Here is a 19,709-nt window from a genome sequence, read left to right on the forward strand (position 1 = left end):
TTTCTGTGTGTCGGGAGCGACCGCCGCTCCCGATGCACTACTTCTACCCGGTAGCGATTCGCGCGTCAACGGGAAATCACTACCCGGTAGCAAAAATGTGCCTGCCCGGACGTGTCCGCGGCGGGCTTTTTCATGCCCTCGGAGCCGCCGATGAACGAGCGCCTCGCCGCCGACGCCGCCACGGTCGTGGTCGGAGGCACCACTGCGCTCGGTGTGTCGATGTCGTGGATCGACATCGTCCAATACGGCTATTCGGGCCTGATGGCTGCGCTCGCCCTAGCCCTTGCCGTCGGTAGGGTTGCGCTGATGATCCGAGAGTGGCGGCAGGGGCGCAAGTCCGCGCCGTGAGCCGGAAGCACGCACGGCTACAGTCGCTCGGCTCGCCCATCGCCACGCTGTCCACGGTGACCGCCAAGCCCTCGCCGAAGCGCGCTGAGGCGTTCTATCTCTCGCCCGACTGGCGCACACTGGTGGCGAGGCTGATCACGCAGCGCGGCCGTCGGTGCGAGGAGTGCGGCAAGGCTGGCTGCAGGATCTTCGGCGACCACGTCCACGAACTGAAGGACGGCGGCGCGCCGCTCGACTCGAGCAACGTCAAGCTGCTCTGCGGCGCGTGCCACTCAGCAAAGACGGCCCGAGTGCGGGCCGAGCGCATGGCGACCCATCACCGTCGCTGACGGGGAGGGGGAGGGTCAAAGTCTGGGCCGACGCATGGGCGGTAACCGCACGGGTCTCATCCGCGGATTATCTCCCCCAGTTTGATTTCGCCCCCGCGTCCGCGACCCGAATTCAAAGGCTAATCAAACATGGCACGAGGCGGGTTCAGGCCGGGCGCCGGGCGCCCCAAGGGCGCGAAGAAGGCGACCCCGGCTGTGAAGAAGGCCGAGGCTGTGCTCGACCAGGCGGCCGCTGCGGCGCCGGAAGCGCCCGCGCCGAAGCGGCGTTTCGCTACGGCGCTCGACTTCGCGATGGCGGCGATCAACGGCGAGCTGCCGGACATCGAGTCCGCCGACCGCACGCGGCTGGCGATTGCGGCGATGCCCTACCAGCACCCCAAGCTGGCCGAGCAGGCGCCGGGCAAGAAGGCAGAGAAGGAGAAGGCGGCCGAGCAGGCGGGGAAGGGGCGCTTCGCAGCGCCGGCCGGGCCGCGGCTGGTCGCGTCTAACGGCTGATGGACTGGTCGACCGCCTGCCCGGACTGGGAACGCCGGATCGTCGCCCGGGAATCTCTGATCCCCTTCGATCCGCTGTTCCCCGACGAAGCCGCGGCCGCGCTGGACGTCTTCAACGCGCTGCGCATCGTCGACGCGCCGGGCAGCCCTACGATGGGCGAAGCGGCGCGGCCGTGGCTGCAGGACTTCGTCGGGTCGATCTTCGGCGCCTATAACCCCGAGACCGGGCGCCGGCTAATCACCGAGTTCTTCCTGCTGATCTCGAAGAAGAACGCCAAGTCGACCGGCGCATCCGGGATCATGATGACGGCGCTGCTGCGCAACTGGCGGCAGAGCGGCGAGTTCCAGATCCTGGCGCCGACCATCGAGGTCGCGAATAACAGCTTCTTCCCGGCGCGCGACATGATCCGCGCTGATCCGGAGCTGAACGATCTGCTGCAGGTGCAGGAGCACATCCGGACGATCACGCACCGCCAAACGCGGGCGACGCTGAAGGTCGTCGCGGCGGACAGCGACACGGTGTCGGGCAAGAAGGCGATCGGCACGCTGATCGACGAGCTCTGGCTGTTCGGCAAGCGGCCGAACGCCGAGAACATGCTGCGAGAGGCGATCGGCGGCCTGGCGTCGCGGCCCGAGGGATTCGTGATCTACGCCTCGACGCAGTCGGACGAGCCGCCGGCCGGCGTGTTCCGCCAGAAACTGCAGTATGCCCGCGGCGTGCGCGACGGGCGGATCAAGGACAAGCGCTTCCTGCCGGTGATCTACGAGTTCCCGCAGGGGATGCTCGACGCCGGCGAGCACAAGAACAAGGCGAACTTCTACGTCACGAACCCCAACATGGGGGCATCGGTCGACGAGGAGTTCATCGAGCGTGAGTTCGACAAGGCGGTCGAGGCCGGCGAGGAGTCGCTGCGCGGCTTCCTGTCGAAGCATCTGAACGTCGAGATCGGCCTGGCGCTGCGCTCCGACCGCTGGGCGGGCGCCGACTATTGGGAGCAGGGCGGCGACCCCGCCCTGACGCTCGCCCAGCTGCTCGCGCGCTCCGAGGTCGTGACGGTCGGCGTTGACGGCGGCGGCCTCGATGACCTGCTCGGCCTGGCGGTCGTCGGGCGCGAGCGTGTGACGAACCGTTGGCTGCTGTGGGCGCACGCATGGGCGCACACGTCGGTGTTCGCGCGCCGCAAGGAGATTGCCCCGCGGCTGCGGGACTTCGAGAAGGACGGCGATCTTACGGTTGTCGAGCGCCTCGGCGACGACATCGACGGAGTGGTCGAGGTCGTGCGGCGGTGCGACGAGGCGGGGCTGCTGGCTTCGGTCGGCCTCGACCCGGTCGGCATCGGCGCGATCGTCGACGCGATGGCCGAGATCGGCGTCACGGATAACCGGGTCGTCGGCATCCCGCAGGGGTGGAAGCTGGCGGGTTCGATCAAGACGACCGAGCGCAAGCTGGCCGACGGCACGCTGTCCCACGGCGGCCGCCCGCTGATGGCGTGGTGCGTGGGCAACGCGAAGGTCGAGCCGCGCGGCAACGCGCTGCTGATCACGAAGCAGGCGGCGGGCACGGCGAAGATCGACCCGCTGCTCGCGGCATTCAATGCGATCGCGTTGATGGCGACGAACCCGGAGGCGAGGGACGGCATGAACAGCTTCTTCGCCAGCCTGACGGGTGACGCATGAACATCGTGCGCAAGATGGCGACCGTCGTTCGTCGGCTGACGCTGACGAACCCGGACGGCTGGGCGAATCCCGGTAGCACCAGCCACGCGAACGAGCCCGTTACCGAGACGTCGGCGCTCGCGCTGTCGGCGGTGTGGGCCTGCGTCAATCTGCTGTCGGGCACCATCGCGTCGCTGCCGCTGATGGTCTACCGCACGGCGCCGGACGGCACGCGCACGGTCGCTAAGGATCACCCGCTCTTCCGGGTGCTACACGACAGCCCGAACGCCGACCAGACGGCGGCGGACTTTTGGGAATACGAGGTCGCCGGGGTCGAGCTGCAGGGCAACGCCTTTGCGCGCGTCGCGCGGTCTGGTGGCCGCGTCGTGGCGCTGCACCCGGTCAAGCCCGAGCTCGTGACGGTCGATCGCCTGCCCTCGGGCGTCCTGCGCTACCGCTGGACCGAGGACGGCCGCGCCTATGAGGTGCTGCAGGACGGGATGCTGCACGTCCGCGGCTTCGGCGGCGCGCCGCTCGGCGGCATGTCCACGCTGGCGTTTGGCCGGCACGCCTTCGGCCTGGCGATGGCAACCGACCGGGCGGCGGGCAAGACCTTCGCGAACGGCCTTCAGCCGACCGTCGGATTCAGCTTCGCGGGCTGGCTGACCAAGGAACAGCGCGCCGTCGCCGAGCAGAAGATGGCGGACAAGTACCTCGGCGCCATGAATGCTGGCCGCCCGGTGATCCTCGAGGGCGGCACCAAGATCGAGCCGATCAGCATCAAGCCGGAAGACGCGCAGATGCTGCAGTCCCGGTCGTTCTCGGTCGAGGAGATCTGCCGATTCTTCGGCGTGCCGCCGCACATGATCGGCCACACCGAGAAGACGACGTCTTGGGGCACCGGGCTCGAGCAGCAGACGCTCGGCTTCCAGAAGTTCACGCTGCGCCGGCGCCTGAAGCGCATCGAGCAGGCGATCGAGAAGCAGTTGCTGTCGCCGCAGGACCGCGCCGCCGGGATTACGGTCGAGTTCAACATCGAGGGGCTGCTGCGCGGCGACAGCGCGGCGCGGGCGGCCTTCTATAACGCCGGCCTCAACAACGGCTGGCTGATGATCAACGAGGTGCGTGCGCTGGAGAATCTGCCGCCCGTCGAGGGCGGGGACGTGCCCCGCATGCAGATGCAGAACGTCCCGATCTCGCAGGCCGGGGCCGCGCCGCAGGAGAACGCGCCATGAAGACGCTGGATTTCGCGCTCGAGACGAAGGCCGTCGGCGACGAAGGCGCCTTCGAGGGCTATGCCTCGACCTTCGGCAATGTCGACCAGGGCGGCGACATCGTCGAGCCTGGCGCCTTCATCGAGGGCATCGTGAAGGCGAAGGACGAGGGCCGCTCGATCCCGATGCTGTGGCAGCACGATCAGCGCGAGCCCGTCGGCGTGTGGAAGGACATCGCCGAGGACAGCAAGGGGCTGTATGTCCGCGGGCAGCTTCTGGTCGACGCCGATCCGCTGGCGAAGCGCGCGCACGCGCTGCTGAAGGCCAAGGCGCTCGGCGGCATGTCGATCGGCTACCGGATCCCCGCCGGCGGCATGGTCGAGGACGAGAAGCGCCGCGGCGTCTTCCGGTTGAAGAAGCTCGACCTGCGCGAAATCTCGCTGGTCACGATGCCGATGAACATTCAGGCGCGCGTGACCTCGGTCAAATCCATCTTGGACGCCGGCCGCCTGCCGACCGTCCGCGAGTTTGAGGAGCACCTGCGGGATGCAGGCTTCTCGAAAAGCCTTGCTGCCGCCATCGCGGGCAAGGCGGCGCCGCATCTTCGGGGGGAGCCCGAGGCCGAGGCGGACGAGGCGAGCGCATTCATGCGGGCGCTTCTGAATCCCTGACTTCAAACCATCGAGGATGCTATGAGCACCGAAACTAAGACCGCCGAGCAGCTCGCCGGCGAAGTGAAGGCCGCGTTCTCCAAGTCGCTGGACGAGACCAAGAGCATCGCCGAGAAGGCGCTGGCCGAGGCTCGCGAGACCGGCAAGGTCGCCAACTCCACCAAGGAGAAGGCCGACGAGGCGCTGCTGAAGCTGAACGGCATCAGCGAGCAGCTCGCCGAGGTCGAGCAGAAGATGGCGCGCGCCGCTGATGGCGGCGACGCCGAGCCCGCCAAGAGCCTCGGGCAGCAGTTCATCGAGGACGAGCGCGTCAAGCAGTTCCTCGGTTCCGCCAGCAAGCGCGGCAAGGTCGACCTCGTCACCAAGGCGACGATCACCTCGGCCACGACCGACGCCGCGGGCTCCGCGGGCGATCTCGTGCAGGCGACCCGCCTGCCCGGCATCATCGGCATGCCCGACCGCCGGATGACGGTGCGCGACCTGCTGTCGCCCGGCCGCATGGACGGCAACGCGCTCGAGTACGTCAAGGAAACCGGCTTCACCAACAACGCCGGGATGGTTGCGGAAGGCACCGCCAAGCCGCAGTCGGATCTGAAGTTCGACCTCGTGAGCACGACCGCCAAGGTCGTCGCGCACTACGCCAAGGCGAGCCGCCAGATCCTCGACGACGCCTCGCAGCTCGCGTCGTACATCGACTATCGCCTGCGCTACGGCCTCGCCTACAAGGAAGAGACTCAGCTCCTGAGCGGTGACGGCACCGGCCAGAATCTGCTCGGCATCATCCCGCAGGCGACCGCCTACGCTGCGCCGATCACCCTAACCTCGCCGACCAGCATCGACGTGCTGCGCCTGGCGATGCTGCAGGCGGCGCTGGCCGAGCTGCCGGCGACCGGCCATGTCCTCAACCCGATCGACTGGGCGTGGATCGAGACGCTCAAGGACGGCGAGGGCCGCTACATCATCGGCAACCCGCAGGGCAACCTCGCCCCGACGCTGTGGGGGCTGCCGGTGGTGACCACGCAGGCGATCTCGGTCGACAAGTTCCTGACCGGCGCCTTCAAGATGGGCGCCCAGGTGTTCGACCGCTGGATGGCCCGGGTCGAGGTCGCCACGGAGAACGAGGACGACTTCATCAAGAACCTCGTCACGATGCTGTGCGAGGAGCGCCTGGCCCTGGCCGTCTACCGGCCGGAAGCCTTCATCTACGGCGACTTCGGTCGCGTGGCCTAACGGCCGCGGGGGCGGGCTTCGGCTCGCCCCCAACCTCTCCCCGACGGAGGCACCGATGGCGAACAAGATGACTTTCCGCGTCATGCGCGAGATGGAAGGCGATCGCTTCTATCGCGCCGGCGAGACGCGCGAGATGCTGCCGGCCGACGCCGCCCATCTGCTGCAGCTCGGTGCCCTGGCCGAGATCGACGGCAAGGTCGAGTCCACGCCGCTGAACAAGGCCGAGCCCGCGCCCCGGCGCAAGCGCACGACCGCTGCCGATTGAGGGCGCCCGAATGCTGACGACCTCCGCCGCACTGAATGCCGAGCTCGGCACGACCGGGCAGGATTACGACGACCTGATCCGCCAGGTGTCGGCGGAGGTCGAGACCTATTGTGGCCGCACCTTCGCGTCCGCGTCGCGGACGCAGACGATCCGCCTGCCGCGCTGGCGTGAGCGCTTGATCCTCGACCGGACGCCGGTCGTGTCGATCGCATCCGTCGCGCAGAACGGCGAAGCGCTGACCGCCGACGAGATCGAGATCGAGGACTCGGGCGCCGGGTTCCTGCTGCGCGTGGACGCGGCCGGCTGCTCGCTCGGCTGGTGCGGCAAGGTCGTCGTGACCTACGTCGCTGGCTACGCCAGCACACCCGCCGACGTCGAGCGGTGCGTGCTCGACCTGTGCGTGCGGGCCTACCATGGGCGCGGCCGCGATCCGCTGCTGCGCAGCGAGAGGATCCTCGACGTGATCGATCAGTCGTGGATGGACACCGACAAGGTCGAGATGCGCGGCGGGCTCCCGGTGGATGTCGCCGATCGGCTGTGCGCCTACCGGGTGGTAAGCGTCTGATGAGCGCCGCCGCCAAGGTCGCTGCGGCGCTGGCGAAGTACGGCCGCCCGATGACGCTGCGCCGGCGCGTCGGCACGACGTCGGCCTTTAGCGACGTGACCGTGAAGGGCGTCGCCGACGGCTACAAGCCGGCCGAGCTCGTCGGCGGAATCGTCCAGGGCGACCGGCAGGTCACGATCAGCAACGCCGAGATTGCCGCGGCCGCTTGGCCTGGTCCGCCGAAGAAGGGTGATTTCGTGATGATCGACGGCGTCCAGACGGCGGTGCAGGGCGTCGAGACGAAGCATCTCGCGACCGACATCCTCGCCCATGTGCTGTGGGTTCGTGGCTAACTCAACTGCTTTCAATTTGTGAGAGTATGGTGTTGACTAGAAAATCCCTAACTTCGTCGCCAAGCCTGGTTGGTGCCGATAGAAAGCAGGGCTCCTGGAATTGTTCTGGGTGGCGCTTCTCTAGTATGCCGAGTTCTATCAGTTTATTTACTTCATCGATCTGTTCGATGGGACGTTGGGATCTGTCCTCAAGTGTAACGCACGCCGACGTTGGTCGGGATGCAAACAGTAAGTAATATTTCAGAAGGCTTGGCTGCAAATTGTTGATCGCGCTCCTGACTTCTTCAGATGGTTTTGGTGAACGCTTCTCGCTCAGGGTCAGTTTGAAACCGCCATAGTCGATGGTCGTGGCTTGGTTTGCTAGACCCGGAAGAGCGTCGAACAGTCGGTAAATCGGCTGTTGGAGGGTGAGGAATGCAGTGAGAGCAACCAAAGGCCAGAGAGATTTCTGCACGAGCGTGATCAGTGCGACGATCACCTCATGTCCACCAGTGGAAGCTGTCTTTTCTTCCCGGTTTGCCATGTGCAGCTCCGGAATCAGCTGACTGGCCTATGAGGCTGATGCACCTCAACTCGCGGCGCAAGGGGTTTGCTCCCGGCCTAGACCATTGGGAAGTGAGCATGTTTCGATCGACAGCAGCCTTCGAGCGGGTGATCGCGGTGTCGGTCGCCCGGGTCAAGCCGCCCGAGCAGCAGAAGGAGCACGCCCGCATCGCGAAGCAGGGGCTCGCCGAGCACCTCGCGAAGCTGGACGCCAAGCCGGAGGTCGTGCGGCTGGTCGACGGCCGCAAGGGCGTGGCGGAAGAGTCGGTCAAGCCTTACGGCGTGATCCGGTACGAGTTCCTGCGCCTGGCGGAGATCGCGCAGCGTGCGCTGGTGCTGGCGCGCGAGCTGTCGCCCAAGCGTTCGGGCCGCTATGCGAAGTCGTGGTTCGTGATGTCGGGCGGCCGCGAGGTGCCTGAAACCGAGATCCCGAGCGGCGTGGAACTGGTGATCACCAACGACCAGCCGTATCACCGGCGGATCGTCACCGGCGGGCAGCGCGGCGAGGTGCGGGTTCCGCCGGGCATTGTGGAGACGATGCGTCAGCGGCTCTATGCCGAGTTCGGCCGGACGTTCTTCGCCGAGGTCCGGTTCATCGACCTTGCCGGCGCCTACCGTCTGAAGCGCGACCATCGCCGCCGCGGCCGCCGCAAGGGCGACCCGATCACCTATCCGGCGCTTATCCTTCGCACCCTATAGAGAGCCGGAGCTGCAGGCCCATGACGTTCGCCGACGCCGTCGCCGCGATCCGCGCCCGCCTGGGCGACCCCTTCGAGGGCGCGCCGGTGGCGCTGCCGAACGTGAACTTCGAGCCCGGCGACGGGCCGTGGCTCTACCTCGAGGTGCTCGGCGCCGCCGGCGAGGCGAGCCGCCATGGCTCGGTCGGTAAGCGGTTCGTGACCGACCTGGGAACGATCATGGCGCATGTCTTCGTCCCGGCCGGCACCGGCACCGATGTCGCCTACACGCTCGCGGGGCAGGTCGCCGACGCGCTGCGCCTGGCGACCTTCGACGGCATCGACACCGAGGCCGCCACCATCGGCGGCGGGGAATCGGGCGACGACAACGGAAATTGGTTCCGCGTCAGCGTGAGCATCCCCTTCGCCCTTCACTACACCGCGTAGTCAGCGGTGCACCGGCGGCCGGCGGGCCGCTTCATTCCACGCAACGGAGAGAGAAATGGCAGTCATCACCTCCGCCGGCACCAAGCTCTATGTCGCCGGCGCTCACACGACCGCGGACTCGGTGGCCGAGTACGACGCGCTGACCTGGGTCGAGGTCGGCGAGGTCACCAATTTCGGCGAGTTCGGCGCGTCCTATGCCGAGATCACGCACGTTCCGGTCGGCACGAACATCACGCACAAGTTCAAGGGCACCCGGAACGACGGGAGCCTGCAGCTCACGCTCGGCCGCGACCCCTCCGACGTCGGGCAGGCCGATCTGGTCGAGGCTCTCGACAGCTACGACAGCTACGATTTCAAGATCGAGCTGAACGATCTGCCGAGCGGCACCGGCGCCAAGCCGACGCGCTTCTTCTTCGCCGGCAAGGTGATGTCTTACACGACCAATATCGGCAACGGCGGCCAGGTCGTCGGCGCGAACACGACGATCAGCATCGACGGCGCCGTGCTCGAGGGCGCGAAGGTCGCGGGCTCGTAACGGAACCCCTCGCGCGAGGGCCGGGCGGCGGTGCTGTCGGGGCGCCGCCGCCCTCTTCCCGACACCCCGGCACATCCCGGTGAAGGAATCCCGACATGAGCAAGATCGCCAAGGGCGAAGTCGCCGTCACCCTGGACGGCACGGAATACACGCTGAAGCCGTCGCTGAACGCCTTCTCGCAGCTCGGCTCGCGCTACGACAACCATGGCGCGCTGCTCGGCAAGGTCGGCTGCGGCAATGTCCCCGCGATCGTGATGGTGCTCCGCCTCGGCCTGGGCTGGGGCGACAAGGATGCCAAGAAGCTCCCCGACCTCGTCTTCAAGACCGGCATTCCGTCGTTGATCGACCCCGTCACCGACTACGTCTGGCGGCTGTTCAACGCCGGCAAGTCGTTCGAGGAGTCGATCGCCGAGAAGGACGCGGCCGAGGCGGAGGCTGGCGACGCCGAAAAGGGAAAGCCGGAAGAGACGGAAAACCCGCTCCTCGGCGCCTGACAATCAGCGAATACGCCGACCAGCTCTTTTCCTACGCGACGGGCTGGCTCGGCTGGTCCCCGGGAGTCGCCCTGCGGGCCTCCATCTTCCAGATCGAACTTGCCCTCGATGGCAAGGTCGACTTCGTCAAGAAGACCAACCCCTACGGATCCGGTGAGGACGACGAGCCCGAGGCGCCGCCGGCGCACGAGCCCGATCAGGTCGCGAGCGGCCTGGCGTCCTTCCTGCGATCCCGGGCGGCACCGGCGGCGCGGGGCTAGTCCCCGCGCACCTTCCCGTATTTTCCCCTGCCGAGGTGTGCCCATGGCGCAGCGTGAAGAGGCGGTCACCGCCCTAGTCTTCGATGCTCGGCAGGCGCAGCAGGGCGCGCAGCAGTTCGAGCAGGCGGCGAAAAAGATCGTCGCCGCGAACGCGCAGGCGGAGCGCGCGACCGAGCGCGTGGTCGCGGTTGTCGGCGAGCAGTCCAGGGCGCTGGAGCGCCTGAAGCGTGCCGTCGATCCCGCCTATGCCTCGCAGCAGAAGCTGGCCGCGGCGCAGGATCTGATCGACCGCCAGGCGCAGCGCGGGCTGATCACCGAGCGCGAGCGGCTGCGGCTGCTCGACATGGCGGAAAAGCGCTATGCGAGCACGGCTGTTGCGGCGAACCGGATGGGCGGCTCGCTGCAGAACGTCGGCTATCAGGTCGCGGACGTCGCAACGCAGATCAGCATGGGCCAGAATGCCCTTCAGGCGTTCGCGATCCAGGGCGGCCAAGTCATCCAAGCGTTTGGCCCTTGGGGCGCCGTGATTGGCGCGGCGGTGACGATCGTCGGCGCCCTGGCTGTGGGCGTGGGCAAGGCAGGCGACGCCGCCGCCGACGCCGAAACGGCTTACAGCAGCTATGCCAATGCGATGGAGCTCGCCAAGTCGGCGGGCGAGGATCTCACGACGGCCACCGGCAAGCGCCGCGAGGCGTTGGAGGCCGAGCGCCGGGGCATCATCGAGGCCATGGAGGCGCAGCTTGCCTATGCCGAGGTGCGAGCCTCGACCATGGGCATCGGCGGATTCGGTCCCGAGGCGGCGCTGGCCGGCGGTCAGGTTGACGTCGTCATTCAGGGCCAGAAGAACGCCATTCGGCAGCTCCGGATCGAACTGGAGATCCTGAAGGGCACCTATGGCGTCTACAACGATGGCGCCCGCACGGCGGCCGTCGAGACGCAGGGCGCCACGAGCGCGACCGGCGGCTACCGCGATGCGGTCAAGTCGCTGAACGACCAGCTTCGGCAGCAGATTGAAGACCTCGGATTCCAGGCTGACGCGCAGGACCGCAGCAACGCGACCAAGCTCGAGGCGAAGCTGCGCGCCGAGGCGATGAAGGTCGCCGGCGTGCTGGAGTGGGAATCCGTCGACGCCACGACGCGCGCCCGGGTCGATGAGGCGGTCGCGCTGCAGCGGACGATCGACAGGAAGGAGGCGGCAACCAAGGCTTCGGAGAAGGCGGCGCAGGCCGCCAAGCACGAGGCCGAGCAACTCCGGCAGCGCAACCGCGCGATCAACGCGGCAGCCACGGACGCCGCGGCGGACGAGGAGCGCACTCGTGCGGCCGCGTCGAAGCGGGCGCAGGAGTTCCTGAAGGATCAGACGCAGCTCGAGCAGGCGCTGATGCGCGAGGTCGATGCATCGCAGAAGCTGCTCGACCTGGCCGGCGAGGACGAGCGCACCCGCGCCGTCCGGATCAAGCAGCTTGAGATCGAGACGCGCTGGCGCGAGAAGCTCGGATCGCTGTCCCCGGCGCAGATCGAGAACGCCCGCCAGGCGGCCGAGGCGATCGTCGACAACGAGCGCGCCCTGCAGCGCTACAACGCCGGCCTGCAGGAACTGGAGCGCTTTGGCGACCGGGCGTTCGACGCGCTGATCGAGGGCGCCGTTCAGGGCAAGAACGGGATCCTCGACCTGGCGTCGGTCGTCCGCGGTCTCGGGGCTGAGCTCGTGACGGTCGCCGCACGCATGGCGATCCTCAACCCGATCAAGAACGCCATCCTCGGCGGGAACCTGCCGACGTTGGGCACCTTCGCCGGCCCCACCGCGGCCGCTGCGTCCGGCGGCGGCATGGGCGGCGTCGGCACGATCTCCAACCTGTCGAGCCTCGGCAGCCTCTTCGGCGGCTCGACCGCGCTGCACGGCATCGGCACGTCGATTGCGACGAGCAGCATCGGGCAGTCGCTCGGGCTGAGCACGGCGGCGGGCGCCAACGGCATCACGTGGATGACGGGTGCGGGCAGCTCCTTCGCGAGCGGCCTGTCGGCGAGCCCGTGGGGCGTCATCGGCGGGCTCGGCGCCAACATGCTCGGTCTCGGCGGGGGCATCGGCGGCACGCTGGGCGGCATCGCGGGGTCTATCGGCGGCGGCATGGCGGGCGCGGCGGCGCTCGGGTCGATCCTGGGGTCGGCGGCCGGGCCGATCGGCGCCATCGCCGGTTCGTTTCTCGGCACCGCGCTCGGCGGCCTGTTCGGCAACAGGAAGCCGTCGCGCGGCCCGACCCTGTTCACGACCGCCGAGTTCGAGAACGGCGGGCTGAACTACTCGACGTCGGGCGTCGACAACAAGGCCGACCCGCAGATGGCGGCGACGCTGGCTGCCGGCGTCGTGCAGGCGATGGCGCAGTTCCTCGGCGCGTCGGGCGGCGCGATCACCGGCTATACCTCGATGCAGCTCGAGCAGGACGCCAAGGGCACGCTGCTGAAGGTCCGGGGCAGCCGCGTTGGCGGCACCTATGAGACAGCCGAAGAGGCTGTCATCGCCGGTCTGCGGGAGAGCATCGCGAACGGCGCGATCACGGGCGTCGGCAGCGAGGTTGCGAAGGCGATCGCGAACTCGACAGCCGAAGAGATCGACGCCTTCATGGCTGACGTCGGCCTCGGCCGGCTGGTCGATCGCCTGGAGTCCGGCAAGGGGCCGCTGACCACGTTCGAGGAGCAGTTGGAAGCCCTCGAAAAGCAGTGGGCCGACCAGATCGCCAAGGCGAAGGATCTCGGACTCGCGACCGCGGGGCTGACCGCGCTGCGTGACAAGGAGCTCGCGGCGATCCGCCAGCAGCAGCAGGCGGCCAACGACAGCATCGCGATCCGCGGCCTGACGCTGCTCGGCCGCAACCGGCGCGCCGGGCTGCTGGGCTTCGACAACGCGGCCGCGCAGCAGCTTCGGGACGCCGAGGCGCAGGGGCTCGACGTCGCGCTGCTGCGTCAGGTGCTGTCCGGCGAGCGGGCGCAACTCGACGCCTCGCTGCTGGCCGACGCCATCGAAAGCCAGATGGCGGCGCTGACCGAGCAGACGGGCGCGCTTGAGGCGAACACGACGGCGATGCGGCAGCTTGCCGCCGGGCTGCGGCAGGCCGCGGACTCGATGCTGACCGACACGGCCTTGTCGCCGCTGTCGCCGATGGACCTGCTCGCCGAGGCGCAGCGGCAGTTCGAGGCGGCCGCGGCGCGTGCCGCCGGTGGCGACCAGGCGGCGGCCGGGCAGCTTGCCGGGCTCGGCCAGCGCTACCGCGAGGCCGAGATCGCGGTCTACGCCAGCAGTCGCTCGGACGCATTCAACCGCGTTCAGGAGGTGCTGCGCGACGTCGCCGACGGCTTCGAGGGCGGCCTGACGCTCGACGAGCAGGCGCTGACGACGCAGAAGTCGCAGCTCGAGGAAATGCGCAAGCTCGTGACGCAGCTTCGCACGGGCACCGACCGCCAGGTCTTCTCGCTGGAGACGCTGCGGGCGGAGACGACGGGCGCGCTGTCGCGCCTGGCGGCCGCGCTCGGCGGACTGCCCGGCGGCGCGCTGCCCGGCGGCCCCTCGCAGGATCTCGGCGATTGGGGGCCGACGACGGCGCGCAAGCTGGCGATGGCGACGGGCTACACCGGGGCATTCCGCAACGGGGCGTTCCCACGGTGGATCCTCGGCCAGTCGCCCGAGATGCAGGAGCTCGCCCGCCAGATCATGCGCGCCGCCGGCGTCATGCCGTCCTTCGCCGCCGGTGGCGAGCATGCCGGCGGGCTCCGGCTGGTCGGCGAGCGCGGCTGGGAGATCGAGGCGACGGGGCCGAGCAGGATCTGGAATCAGGAGCAGATCGGCCGCGCCATGCGGGCCGCCAACGGCAACGACCTCGCCGGCGTGACGGCGGAGCTGCGCGAGCACACGCAGCTTCTGCGCGCCACGGTCTACGAAGCCAACCAGCTCCGCGCCGAGACGATCAAGCTGCGGCGTGAGAACGCCCGGCTGACGGCGCAGATCGCCGACCGTGACGCCTCGACGCCCCGCATGGGGACCTACGCATGACGGTATCCGCCGATCCCAGCATCGCCCGGCAGTTTCTGGTCGAGGTGTCGCCCTACGACACCGCGGCCGAGGACGTGGTCGAGATCGACCTCGGGAGCCGCGACATCGTGTTCCCGTCGAACGACCCGGATGCGCCGAACCGGGAATACGACGGGCGCCTGCTGTCGCCGTTCACGATCAAGCGCGCGATGTTCCGCGAGGGGCTGATCGGCGGCCGCTCGCTGCCGAGCTACGGCGGTGTGCGCGTGGTCAACGATCAGCAGTACGTCGGCGACGGCACGCTCGCCGCCTGGCGCGGCTACGGATGGGACGGCCGGCGCATCCGGATCCTGATGGGTCCGGTCGATGGTACCTATGCCGAGCATGACGTTCTGCTCGACGGCATCGTGCAGGCGGCGCCGAGCTTCGGGCTGAACGAGATCGTGATCCCGATCGCCGACATTCAGGAGCGGCTCGGCAAGCAGATCGAGACGGCGACCTATGCCGGCACCGGCGCTTTCGAGGGCGGCGCCGACCTGAAGGGCCGCGTGAAGCCGTTCGCCGCCGGCCAGGTGCGCGGCGCCGAGCCGGTGCTCGTCAATCCGGCGCTGCTTTGGTACGACCTGACGCCGACGACGGGCATTCATTCCGTGCAGCAGGTCACCGACGGCGCGGTCGCGCTGACGGCGTCTCTGAGCAACCCGCCGCCGTCGGGCTCCTACTACCTCGACGCCGCGAACGGCCGGATCCGGCTGGGCTCGCGGCCGCAGTTCATCCTGCGCGTCGATTTTCGGTCGGCGTTCGGGAGCAACGCGACGACGGCGGCCGACATCATCGAGGAGCTTCTGACGGCGCGCCTGGGCTTCGACCTGGCGGAGCTCGATACGGCATCGTTCACGGCGCTGAACACCGCCAACAGCGCGACGGTCGGGTGCTTCTACAAGGACACGACCGAAGGACTGACGGCGATCGACTGGCTGATCGGCTCGGTCGGCGGCTACTACACCGCCAACCGCGCCGGGCAGCTCGTGGTCGGCCGGTTGGAGGCGCCGACGGCGACCTCGGAGACGGATCCGCAGATCGCGCTGGTGATCGACGACACCGACCTCGAGCGCGCGTCGTTCGTGCTGTCGCCGGCGGACAAGCCGCCATACCGCATCGAGATCGGATACAGGCGGAACCATACCGTCCTGTCGTCCGACCAGATCGCCGCGGCCGCGACCGACGCCGACGAGGCGTTCGCGCTGAACGAGTACCGGATCGAGGCCGTCGAGCGCGCGGCGACGCTGACGAAGCATCTGCTGTCCAAGCCGCTGCGCCGCGACACCGGGCTCGACACGCAGGCGGACGCCGCGGCCGAGGCTGCCCGGGTGCGCGACCTGATCTCGGTCCCGCGCGAGGTCGTCGAGTGCAAGCTGCAGACGCAGCCGATGCTGCTGGAGCTCGGCGACGAGGTGTGGGTCCGCTCCGAGCTCTACGACGTCGATGCCGCGTTCCGCGTGATCGGCGACGACCAGAATGCCCGCGAAGGGCGCGTTTCCCTCGTCCTGTGGAGATGAGCCGTGGCGCAGGCCGATAACGTCCTCTTCCTGTACCGCAACTATGTCGACGAGGCGACGCTGACCGCCAGCAGCGCGGCGACGCCGGTCGACCGCGTCAAGGATTTCCGGCCGGGCCGCGTGTGGACGGCGGCCGGCTTCGCGTCCGAGACAGTCACCGTCGACTGCGGCGCCGACGTGCAGATGACGCACGCGGCGGCGGCGGCCTTCAACCTGAACGCCGCCGGGTCGATCCGCGTCGAGGTGTCGGCCGTCAGCGACTTCTCGACGCTGCTCTATGACAGTGACGACGTCGAAGCCTGGCCGCCGGTGGCGGGGTTCGGTACGGACGGATTCGGCAACAGCCTCGGCGGATACCCGGTGCTGACCGGGATCAACGATTACCGGCCCTACAGGGTGTTCGCCTTCGGCGAGACGCTGATCGCGCGTCATGTGCGGTTCACCTTCGACAACCCGGGGCTTGGCACCGGCATTCAGGTCGGCCGGCTGTTCGTCGGGCTCGGCGTCCAGCCGGAAGTGAACTTCGGCTACGACTGGTCGACCGAGTGGGTGGACCCGTCGGAGATCATCGACACCGAAGAGAGCTTCTTCATCGTCCGGCGCAAGAAGTACCGCGTCCTGCGGCTGAGCCTGCCGCGGCTGACGACGGCCGAGGCGCTCGGCAGCTTCGACGATCTGAAGCGTATCGTCGGCCGCTCGCGCGACCTCTTCGTGATGCTGTTCCCGACGGGCTCGGTGCCGACGCAGTACCGCACGACGATCTACGGCGTGCCGATCGAGAACGGGGCGATCTCCAACCCCTACGTCAACGGCTTCTCCACTTCCATCGCTATCCGGGAGCTCGCCCGATGAGCATCGAGACTTTGCTGAACGCCCTGCTGGCGAAGCGGGGGCAGGATTATTTCGCCGAGTTCAAAGCCTTCACGGAGGCGCTCCTCGCGGACAACGCGGCGCTGCTGACGCAGGCGCTCGGCGCCACGACGTCGGCATCGCCGCATTCCGTCTCGACCGGATCGAAGACCTTCGCGATGGCCGAGGCGATCCCTTATGGCCCCGGGGCGTTCGTGCTGATCGCCCGGGCATCGGATCCCGCGACGTGGCTCTTCGGCCAGGTGACGGCGCGCAGCGGAGCCGACCTGACGGTGAACGTGACGCTCGTGGATGGGGCCGGCGGCTCCTTCTCGGACTGGGCGATCACCGCATCCGGCCCGCGCGGCGCGAAGGGAGCCACCGGAGACGTAGCGAGCTTCAACGGCCGCACTGGCGCCGTGACGCCGCAGAGCGGCGACTACACAGCGGCCATGGTGACCAATTCCGCGGCGGTGAACGTCGCGCAGACCTTCACGGCGGCGCAGCGGGGCGCGATCGCAGCCCTTGCGGATGGGGCGACCATCACCCCGGACTTCGCCGTCGCCAATTTCTTCACCGTGACGCTCGGCGGCAACCGGACCCTGGCGAACCCCGCCAACCTCGTGCCGGGGCAGAGCGGATCGATCATCGTCCGCCAGGATGCGACGGGCTCGCGGACGCTGGCCTATGGCAGCCACTGGAAGTTCCCCGGCGCCAGCGCACCTGTCCTGACCACGGCCGCATCCCGTGTCGACCGGCTCGACTACCTCGTGGTGTCCGGCACCGAGATCCACGCCGCGCTGACGAGGGACATCCGATGATCCCGGGCGCGGGCATGATGCTGGCGAGCTCGGCGCGGCGGGTGTCGTTCGAGATCGTCGGCGCGGGCGGCCAGGGCGGCCAGGCCAACCTGCAGAACCCTGGCGCCAACGGCGGCGACGGGCAGATCGTCCGCTTTGACGTCACGCTCGAGCGCGGAACGGTCCTCGACCTCGTCGTCGGCAGCGGGAACATCGGCTATTCCAGTGCCAAGGCGAACAATCACAAGGGAGGCACTGGGGGCACGGGCATTTTCGGCACCAATGGCGCTAATGGCGGCAATGGTGGTCAGGCCAGTGTGGTCTACCTCAACGGCATTCCCTGGGCCGGCGCGGGTGCCGGCGGCGGTGGAGGAGGGCGGGCCCATGCCGCCGCTGGGGGCGATGGTCAGGCAACCCACATCGGTTCGGGCGTATCGACGGGAGCAAACGGCCAATCCGAAAGCACCGCTGGTGCGGGCGGCGGCGGCGGCGGCGGCGGTATCTCGTCGTCAAGTAACCAGCAAGGCGGAGCGGGCGGAACAAGCGGGGGCCCCGCGACCGGCGGGCATGTCGGCGGCACACTCACTCCCTTCGGGGCCGGGACGTTTACCGGGGTGAACAACAATAGCAGTGCTGGAGCCGGCGGGGCTGGGGGATCCGTGATTCCCAGCGGCGTCGGTTCAAACGGGCAGAACGGCCGCATCACCACCACGGTGGATGGCGTGCAGCACGTCTTCAACTACACGGGCTCCGATCAGACTTTCACCATCCCATAGCGGCTGCTATGGGATCTGCATGGACGTCCGACGGTTCCATGAGATCGTGAACGAGGCGACGGCGCGTGGCGACACGGCCTGCGCAGATCAACTGGTCGGCATGGCGGTTGCCCGAGCGTTCGCGCTGCTTCGTGCCGGCCGCTATCGGGAAGGCTGGGTCGAGTTCGAGAAGCGGTCCCGGGCGATCAGGTTCGGTGGCCCCGTATGGGATGGCTCTCCGTTCCCCGACCAGACACTGCTGATCCAGACCGAGCAGGGGATGGGCGACACGATCCAGTTCGCCCGGTATGTGACGCTCGCGAAGGCGCGGGGTGGGCGGGTGGTGCTAAGGGCACAGGCACCACTCGCTATGCTTCTCAGGGCGTCGCGGTTGGCAGACGAGGTGATCTCGCCGGGCGACCCGCTCCCGGAGTGGCATCACCGGACGCTTCTGATGAGCCTCCCCGCGCTGTTCGGGACGACGCTGGAGACGCTCCCCAGGAGCAATGTCCCGTACTTGCGGACGCCTTACCAAGCCAACCTCGGTGGCAAGAACCCCCGGAAAGTCGGGCTCGTATGGGCAGGGAATCCGGAGAACCCGCGAGACGCGGTGAGATCGATACCCTTCTCGGCGCTGCGTCCTTTGCTGGACGTTCCGGGTGCCGACTGGTTCAGCCTGCAGGTCGGCCCGAGTGCTGAACAGATCGATGACCGCAGGGTCGACCACCTCGGCTCGGGGCTGACGGATTTCGCCATCACGGCCGCGGTGGTGAACGCGCTAGATCTGGTGATCACGGTCGACACCTCCGTTGCCCATTTGGCTGGAGCGCTCGGGCGGCCGGTATGGGTGCTGCTGGATCACGACCCGGACTGGCGCTGGATGCTGGGCCGCGAGGACAGTCCTTGGTATCCGACCATGCGGCTGTTCCGGCAGGATGCGCCCGGCGACTGGGGCGGCGTGGTGCAGCGAATAGCCCAGGCGCTACGGCGCTGAACGGCACGACAGACTGACGGACAGGGGCTCGCTTCGGCGGGCCCTTTTCGCATCAGCATTTCACAGGCCGCCTCGAGCGGCCTTTTTCATGCCCGAGTGCCGGGCAGGAGGTTTCCATGACCGTCGACGACATCATCACCGAGATCCTGCGCCACGAGGGCTGGCCGCGGTTCACCAACCATCCGGCCGACCGCGGCGGTCCGACGAAGGGCGGCATCACGCTGGAGACGCTCCGGCGCTGGCGCGCGCCCCGCAGCGTCATCGCGCGCGACGTCGAAGCGCTGGACGAGGTCGAGGTCCGGGCGATCTACCAGGCCCGCTACGTCGAGGAGCCGGGCTATGCCGGCATCATCGACGACCGGCTGCGGGCGCTCGTGGTCGATTGCGCCGTGCTGTTCGGAACCGACGACGCGTCGCCCTGGCTGCAGCAGGCTGCGAACGCCTATGGGGCGGGGCTGAAGGTCGATGGGCAGGTCGGGCCCAAGACCCTCGCGGCCGTCAACTGCATCGATCCTGCGAAGCTCTTCCGGCGTGTCCTCGCGGCCCGGATCCGCAAGCACGGCCGTGTCGTCACCGACGACGCGAAAGCGCGCGGCCGCACCTCGGATCAATCCCTCAACGCCGCTGGCTGGCTCGCCCGCGCCGCCGAGTTCCTGGAGGCCTGAATC

At 68.5% G+C, this 19,709-nt stretch carries 22 protein-coding genes; 21 read left to right on the forward strand and 1 reads right to left on the reverse strand.

Annotation, left to right across the window (positions count from 1 at the left end):
• Positions 1-150: 150 nt before the first annotated feature.
• The 10 genes from JUB13_RS13090 to JUB13_RS13135 all read left to right on the forward strand — a co-directional run bounded on the left by JUB13_RS13090 (position 151) and on the right by JUB13_RS13135 (position 7,104).
• Positions 151-348, forward strand: a complete 198-nt coding sequence (locus JUB13_RS13090) for a hypothetical protein (RefSeq protein WP_207479550.1) — start codon at positions 151-153, stop codon at positions 346-348.
• Entirely contained in the window at positions 345-677 is a 333-nt protein-coding gene (locus JUB13_RS13095; protein ID WP_207479552.1) for an HNH endonuclease, read from the forward strand. The genes JUB13_RS13090 and JUB13_RS13095 overlap by 4 nt, the downstream gene beginning before the upstream one ends.
• 129 nt (positions 678-806) lie before the next feature.
• Positions 807-1,172 (forward strand): hypothetical protein, encoded by a 366-nt coding sequence (locus tag JUB13_RS13100; RefSeq protein ID WP_207479554.1) that lies wholly within the window; start codon positions 807-809, stop codon positions 1,170-1,172.
• Positions 1,172-2,848: a terminase large subunit gene (locus JUB13_RS13105; RefSeq protein WP_207479556.1), complete on the forward strand. Its 1,677-nt coding sequence runs from the start codon at positions 1,172-1,174 to the stop codon at positions 2,846-2,848. Before JUB13_RS13100 ends, JUB13_RS13105 begins: the two co-directional genes overlap by 1 nt.
• Complete coding sequence (locus tag JUB13_RS13110; RefSeq protein WP_207479557.1) at positions 2,845-4,062, forward strand: phage portal protein; 1,218 nt, start codon at positions 2,845-2,847, stop codon at positions 4,060-4,062. The genes JUB13_RS13105 and JUB13_RS13110 overlap by 4 nt, the downstream gene beginning before the upstream one ends.
• On the forward strand, positions 4,059-4,712 hold the full coding sequence (locus JUB13_RS13115; protein ID WP_207479559.1) for an HK97 family phage prohead protease: 654 nt from the start codon (positions 4,059-4,061) through the stop codon (positions 4,710-4,712). The genes JUB13_RS13110 and JUB13_RS13115 overlap by 4 nt, the downstream gene beginning before the upstream one ends.
• 21 nt (positions 4,713-4,733) lie before the next feature.
• Entirely contained in the window at positions 4,734-5,942 is a 1,209-nt protein-coding gene (locus tag JUB13_RS13120; RefSeq protein ID WP_207479561.1) for a phage major capsid protein, read from the forward strand.
• A gap of 55 nt (positions 5,943-5,997) precedes the next feature.
• Complete coding sequence (locus tag JUB13_RS13125) at positions 5,998-6,207, forward strand: hypothetical protein (protein ID WP_207479563.1); 210 nt, start codon at positions 5,998-6,000, stop codon at positions 6,205-6,207.
• Positions 6,208-6,217: 10 nt separating this feature from the next.
• Positions 6,218-6,772, forward strand: a complete 555-nt coding sequence (locus JUB13_RS13130; protein ID WP_207479565.1) for a hypothetical protein — start codon at positions 6,218-6,220, stop codon at positions 6,770-6,772.
• A complete protein-coding gene (locus JUB13_RS13135) occupies positions 6,772-7,104 on the forward strand; it encodes a hypothetical protein (RefSeq protein WP_207479567.1) in 333 nt (110 codons plus the stop codon). Before JUB13_RS13130 ends, JUB13_RS13135 begins: the two co-directional genes overlap by 1 nt.
• Before the next feature lies 1 nt (position 7,105).
• Here the strand turns inward: JUB13_RS13135 and JUB13_RS13140 are convergent, their stop codons facing one another.
• Positions 7,106-7,627 carry a hypothetical protein gene (locus tag JUB13_RS13140; RefSeq protein WP_207479569.1) on the reverse strand — a complete coding sequence of 174 codons (522 nt, stop codon included), beginning with the start codon at positions 7,625-7,627 and terminating at the stop codon, positions 7,106-7,108.
• Positions 7,628-7,725: 98 nt separating this feature from the next.
• On the opposite strand from JUB13_RS13140, the gene JUB13_RS13145 reads away from it, so the two are divergent.
• From JUB13_RS13145 to JUB13_RS13195, 11 genes are all read left to right on the forward strand, one after another.
• Positions 7,726-8,346 carry a hypothetical protein gene (locus tag JUB13_RS13145; RefSeq protein ID WP_207479571.1) on the forward strand — a complete coding sequence of 207 codons (621 nt, stop codon included), beginning with the start codon at positions 7,726-7,728 and terminating at the stop codon, positions 8,344-8,346.
• Positions 8,347-8,366: 20 nt separating this feature from the next.
• Positions 8,367-8,771, forward strand: coding sequence for a phage tail terminator-like protein (locus JUB13_RS13150; protein WP_207479573.1), 405 nt, complete (start codon positions 8,367-8,369; stop codon positions 8,769-8,771).
• 55 nt (positions 8,772-8,826) lie between these two features.
• On the forward strand, positions 8,827-9,306 hold the full coding sequence (locus JUB13_RS13155) for a hypothetical protein (protein WP_207479574.1): 480 nt from the start codon (positions 8,827-8,829) through the stop codon (positions 9,304-9,306).
• Positions 9,307-9,401: 95 nt separating this feature from the next.
• Entirely contained in the window at positions 9,402-9,800 is a 399-nt protein-coding gene (locus JUB13_RS13160) for a hypothetical protein (RefSeq protein WP_207479576.1), read from the forward strand.
• 303 nt (positions 9,801-10,103) lie between these two features.
• On the forward strand, positions 10,104-14,105 hold the full coding sequence (locus JUB13_RS13165) for a phage tail length tape measure family protein (RefSeq protein WP_207479578.1): 4,002 nt from the start codon (positions 10,104-10,106) through the stop codon (positions 14,103-14,105).
• Positions 14,102-15,643, forward strand: a complete 1,542-nt coding sequence (locus tag JUB13_RS13170; protein WP_207479581.1) for a hypothetical protein — start codon at positions 14,102-14,104, stop codon at positions 15,641-15,643. Before JUB13_RS13165 ends, JUB13_RS13170 begins: the two co-directional genes overlap by 4 nt.
• A 3-nt stretch (positions 15,644-15,646) precedes the next feature.
• On the forward strand, positions 15,647-16,495 hold the full coding sequence (locus JUB13_RS13175; RefSeq protein WP_207479583.1) for a hypothetical protein: 849 nt from the start codon (positions 15,647-15,649) through the stop codon (positions 16,493-16,495).
• Positions 16,492-17,313: a hypothetical protein gene (locus JUB13_RS13180; protein ID WP_207479585.1), complete on the forward strand. Its 822-nt coding sequence runs from the start codon at positions 16,492-16,494 to the stop codon at positions 17,311-17,313. Before JUB13_RS13175 ends, JUB13_RS13180 begins: the two co-directional genes overlap by 4 nt.
• Complete coding sequence (locus JUB13_RS13185; RefSeq protein ID WP_207479586.1) at positions 17,310-18,068, forward strand: hypothetical protein; 759 nt, start codon at positions 17,310-17,312, stop codon at positions 18,066-18,068. The genes JUB13_RS13180 and JUB13_RS13185 overlap by 4 nt, the downstream gene beginning before the upstream one ends.
• A gap of 19 nt (positions 18,069-18,087) precedes the next feature.
• Positions 18,088-19,041 (forward strand): glycosyltransferase family 9 protein, encoded by a 954-nt coding sequence (locus JUB13_RS13190; RefSeq protein ID WP_207479588.1) that lies wholly within the window; start codon positions 18,088-18,090, stop codon positions 19,039-19,041.
• 116 nt (positions 19,042-19,157) lie between these two features.
• Positions 19,158-19,706: a glycoside hydrolase family 108 protein gene (locus tag JUB13_RS13195; protein WP_207479590.1), complete on the forward strand. Its 549-nt coding sequence runs from the start codon at positions 19,158-19,160 to the stop codon at positions 19,704-19,706.
• Positions 19,707-19,709: the final 3 nt, after the last annotated feature.

Origin of the sequence: Arenibaculum pallidiluteum (assembly GCF_017355985.1) — a bacterium.
GTDB classification, from domain to species: Bacteria; Pseudomonadota; Alphaproteobacteria; order Azospirillales; family Azospirillaceae; genus Arenibaculum; species Arenibaculum pallidiluteum.